Consider the following 5303-nt stretch of genomic DNA (forward strand, 5'->3'; position numbering starts at 1 on the left):
CCCCGAGCGTGTTCTTTGGGTAATTCCAATTCCGCATTTTGAATGCAATTGAGGACCGATCAGCCATGTTATCGGTCATCATGATCTCTCAACGCCCGGCTGTGGATTGGTAAGACGACATTGGCGACCCACTTATTGCCGATGCCTTCATGGATCGTGTGCGGAGCAATAGAACTCCTACTTTAGCTTGAGGGGCGATCAACGCGCTGAAGAATGCCCACGCAATTTCGCGGGACTTGCGTGGGCGTTGCGGACCTTCGCTAGCCGTAGCCACAAAAGGCAGCACTGCGGGACTTTGCGGTCATTGGCGCTTTTGGAATACACGTCCGCTTTGTGGACCGTGCGACAGTAGTAGTGACCGGCATTTATAGGGGCTGATAATAAGATGCTTTGGTCGTATCGTTTGGCTACTCCAACAGAAGATTTTGTTGGTGCGTGCTGTGTACGAACGCGAAGTGCACGAAGCATAGTCAAAATCGATGTGCGTCCTGCTCAAAACCTTTGACACCGGTGAGGGAGTTCACCTCGGATCCTCCCACATTTCGATGTTAACGGATCGGGTTTCGTCAGTGGCTTCTCTAAGAATTTCGAGCGCCCGCGCATAGACACTCTGAAGATTTGGGACGAATTCGGCGCGCAGTCCGAAAGAGATTTCCCGATCAATTGGCAGCCAAAACCGAAAGTTGCAGGTGCCTTTCGGACCGATTTGCAGATCAGAGTTTTTCAACGCCACGCAAGAACCTAAGCCAACGCCGCGCCCTTGTTTATCGTAGATTGCGTATTCTTGGCGGAGTGCCCCTGAGAGCGGCCGGTTGCACTCGGGCGGTGAGAACCGGCGCAATACCGCTGGCTGTATTTGATCTTTGAAACGTCGTGCCATTTCTGCGCCCTCTGCCTCTGTCGTGCTTCGGAGAGCGTACACGCCTGGCCCGACCAAGGCGTCACGTCGACAATTGTAGTTGGCGCGGAGGTCATGTTTAACCGAAAACGGGTTCTCCAGACTTCCTTCGAATGCGCCCGACCCATATGGTTCCTGACCGGCGTGCACCGTGATCATCGCGCGATCATACCGAGCCTCTTCGAATGGCTCTGGCATGAAATCAAGCTCTGGCAGCTTGAGGACGAACGAGAAGTTAAGATTATATGGATAGTCGGGATTTTCCTCTATTTGCCGCGCTGTGCGACCCTCGTCTCGGGACTTGGCCCAAAGACCTTCCGGCATGTGAAGAACCCACGTTTCATCATCAGCTGTGCCTTTCCGCCCGTCATCACCTACGTTAATCAGTCGGAATTCCTTTTTCCCGTTAGGGTGAATGACCGGAAGGAAGGGTACAGATTGTACGGATGTCCGCGAGCCAGCCCAGGTTGTTACGAGGATCAACAACGCAACACACACGACCAAGAAAACGGTTAGTAACTTCCTACCCATCGGTCCCCATCATGTCGCGTTCGGACAAACAAATCTGCTGAGACTATATTATTTGCGTAACAGCTGATTGAGTAGCATGGCAAATGTGCAGGGCTGAACCCGATTGTTAATCTCTGCGTTGCGGATGCAACACTGGAACGATCTGAGGCCCGATTAAGCAACAGAAACTTTGTGCACAATGTCCACTTACAACCGCATCGGCGACATTCGTGCGGATTGAAGCATCTTGCACTTTGGGCTCTCATACCTGCCCTTCGCTGCGATCTGCCCACAGGTCCGCTTGCGGGACGAAGCGAGCTTTCGCTGCGGCTAAGCGATTGGCCGGTTTTGCGCATGGTGTTCCAAGGTCACAAACCGTCAAGTGTGCTACACCACGGCGCATTTGCAGTCAGGTGGGGGAAACGCTCTTCTGAACAAGCAGAGAGAGCCCGGACACTTAACGCCAGCCTAAAGCTCGAATTGCAAAACTTTACGAGGTCTAATGCTAGCCTTCAGACGGCGCACGCAACTGTCGGACAATGTCCTGCGCCGTTATCTTATCATCTTCAGCGAGCATGATAGCCTTGGAAAGAATGACGGACAGTCGGTTGTCGCCCTCAAAGGGCAGCGCAACTTTCGACGACTGTGAACCGGATGCGGGCACGATACAAAGATACCGGTCTCCCGGTTGCATCAAGATGTTCGATGAACCCAAATGGATTTTGTATGTGTTGAGTTTACCATCAACGATCAGAAAGTTGCCCTCGATATGGGCCAGATCGCAGATTTTGAGGCGGGGCAACACGTCCTCCAGGACCTGTTTTCTCGTGTTGGCAAAACCATCCAGATCACCGAAGGAATAAGACTGCCAATAGGTTCGCGCTTCGGGTGTAGGACCTTGGTCCACCCAGAGGGGATCGTTTCCGACACTGGCGACACCCGCGAACAAATCTGCCTCGCGCATGGTTTCGGAAAAGACGCGTAGTGGCACCGTTTCCAAAGCAACGGGCTCTTCATTCCGCACAAAACAAAGCTGATCGGTTCCGACATAAAGGTAAATACCAGCGTCGTTCCAGTTTTCGTCGTCCCAGTTCGTATGTAGCAAGTACCGAGCCGAAAGATCTGTTGTCACAAAGTTCTTGCTTGCCCATTGACTGTCAATGCCGTCGTCATAAGCCCCCATTAGGCTGTAGTGCCAACCTCGCGCCGCCATCAGAGTGGCCATCTGATGTTGCTTAAGCATGTGGGCAGCCATGCGATTTGAATAGGTGTTTGTAGACCTCTCTGCATCGGTCAGCAGGTAGACTTCGCGGTACACCTGTTTCGTTGGTTGGACGATCTCAAGCGCTGCCATGCGCGCGCGCCAAGCCATGACAACTTCTGTTTCCCAATCAATCGGATGCCAGAGTCGCACAGTCGTTTGTTCCGTGGTCTCGACTGGCGCACCATTGAGATCTTGCCAGGTGTCATCGTGCCAGACAGCAGCAATGGCCTTCCCCTCAGTCCGCAAGACCCAGACGAGTTTGGCTGCGATCACGCCAATCAAGCCATGTTGAACGTAGTATTCCTCTATCTCATGCAACGGCCATTCAACGTCTTCTGCAAACAGTCGGTCAATCCGATCACGTTGTGCGGTCAAGACCTTCTTGAGAGACGAAGCCTCGCTTCGCACTTTGTCAAAGCGCGCTTTGTGCGCAGCATTGTCCAATACAAATTTTGGCTTGCTTTTTTGGGGCGATCCATCTGGCTTCAACCATGTCAGGGAGACCTGCCCGGGCCCGTCCACGTTGACCTTAAGGGTGTAGTCGTCAAAGGCGATTATTTTTTCACCGTTGTTCAACCCATAGCTTGGAACAACCCGCTCTTCCAACTGGATCGTGGTGATACCGGCCGCTTCCGCCTTCTTGGCGACGATAGCAGAAACTTTCTTTTGTATGCTCTTCTGCTTGATTGCCGTCGACAGCCGGGACAAACGCGCCGTCGCTTCGATACCCGGTGTGTCTTCCAAATAGAAAAGGCAGGCATTCGCAGTGGCTTGTGCTGCTGGGCCTATGCCGGGGATCTTTTTCATCGACTTTTCGCAAAGGTCGGCGATTTGGTTTATGGTTTTTGCGTCCTGATATTGCATCGAGACCCAGGTAATGCCTTTGAGTAGCTCCGCGTTTTTCTTGGTAAAGATGACCTCATGTTCGAGCATCCAAGGCGTTTGGTAGAGTTTTGCGTCCAAGGCAAAACGTACAATTTCGTGCAAAATCGCGCGTAACTTTTCCTTGCCCAGTTCCGCTTTGAGGGCTTCGACCGATGCGTGAAATTTCTTAGTGGGGCGTGATCCAACCACCGAGGCCGCCAGATGCAGAACTTTGTGCCACTCTTGCGATTTGGCCACCGGCAGAGCATTTAGTTTAGCCTCGACAGCGATGCCGAAGTTGTCCCCGCCCAAGGCCTTGTAGGGTGGAGCAGTTATTACATCCTGCTCTGCAGTGGCCAGAATTTCGTTGATCCGCTTGCTCAGCGTTGACGCATCAAACCAAACATAGCTTGGCTGGAACGGCTCCCAATCCAGCATGGATCGGACCTGTTCGATCTCGTCTGAGCTCAAAGGGTGTTTCTTGGCCCTTTTCAGTATGATCTGGATCAGGGATGCAAGTGGCCAGTTAGCATGATCCGCAAAGCCTTTGACCTTTTGCGGGCTGGTCGAGACACTCTTGGAACGCTCTGTGATGTCCAGCATATATCGCATCCAAGTGACCAGCACAGGGACATCCAGGACCAGCGGTTTGCGTGCAAGGACCTTCAAGAGTGGAGCATACTTCAGGTACGTCCGTTCCCCGGAACGCGTATCGGGCGTAACCTCGTAGAACTGACGGCAGATGTGATCGAAGCAGTAACAGGCGACATCTGTTGAGAATTTGTTGTCGCTTGACTTTAGTGCTTTGACGACATGGCATTTTCCCCAATCAGGCCGCGCGCTTTGGTCGTTCAGCTCTTGCTGCGCCTTCTCAAGGAATGTTTCGATCTTTGCGGTTAGGTTTCCGTCGCGCTGAGGGAAAAAGTCGTCATCGTATCCGATTCCGGCGTCTGCCTTTGGCTGTAAAACCACAGCTTATCCCCCGACCAAAGGTGTGAGTTTCAAAAACGTAACGACAGTGGAAGAATTCAACTGAATCACCGCGTCGAGATCTTCGATTTGTGTGCCGTCGACCAGTAAGATCAGGCCGTTTCTTTCAAAAGCCGTCAGCGCGATTTCAATCTGTTGAATTTGTAAGTCGTCACTGTCCGCGTGAACAAAAACATGCGGTTTGACCTTTCCGTTCAGCGCCCTTTCTTTGGCTTCCCGCTTAATGAGCTGTGGGGCATGGGCCCCGACATCAGTGGTCGGGCGTTTGTCGCACTCCGCCCGCACGCGCTCTGCGATCAGTTCTCGAGCCGTTAACTGCATGGATCGGATTTGAAGAACAGACTCAACGACGTTCGATCGGGGAATGCTCTCATCGCGGAGGATCACGTTGATGGGGGTCGTCTCTGTTTTTGGTCGCAAGCGAAAATCTCCAACGTCTCAATATGATAATACCGAGGAACTTGGGCAGAAATTTGGCCGTATGATCGCGACAATAAGCACTCAGGCTCATCAAGTTCACGTTCAATCAATGCATTCCCCAGATCGCTGAGGTTTCGCAAAATTGCTCGGAGTAAACTAGTGCGATATCTGCTATCGTTGTGGGCTATCGAGCTAGGTCAATTGATCAGTAGAGCCGACATTCGATCAGGCTGCAGCATGATGCAGCCGGGCTCGTACCAGTCATTTGCTGCGACCTGCCCGAATGACCGAAGTTAATTTTTGATCAGATATCGATCTTTCTCGTTTAGCTTCATATGTGCAAAGTCACTGAGAATT

General features: G+C 52.2%; 3 protein-coding genes. All 3 read right to left on the reverse strand.

The genetic code is table 11. The features are described from left to right. Window positions 1–520: 520 nt before the first annotated feature. Window positions 521–1222 (reverse strand): hypothetical protein, encoded by a 702-nt coding sequence (locus tag COL8621_RS18870; protein ID WP_141137925.1) that lies wholly within the window; start codon window positions 1220–1222, stop codon window positions 521–523. Between the two features lie 691 nt (window positions 1223–1913). Beyond that, the gene (locus COL8621_RS18875; protein WP_093968989.1) at window positions 1914–4508 is read right to left on the reverse strand and encodes a DUF4132 domain-containing protein; all 2595 of its coding nucleotides are present in this window, start codon (window positions 4506–4508) and stop codon (window positions 1914–1916) included. Window positions 4509–4511: 3 nt separating this feature from the next. Further along, window positions 4512–4946 (reverse strand): hypothetical protein, encoded by a 435-nt coding sequence (locus tag COL8621_RS18880; RefSeq protein WP_093968990.1) that lies wholly within the window; start codon window positions 4944–4946, stop codon window positions 4512–4514. Between the last annotated feature and the right edge of the window lie 357 nt (window positions 4947–5303).

This window comes from Actibacterium lipolyticum (assembly GCF_900184935.1).
In the GTDB taxonomy this organism is placed as follows: Bacteria; Pseudomonadota; Alphaproteobacteria; order Rhodobacterales; family Rhodobacteraceae; genus Actibacterium_A; species Actibacterium_A lipolyticum.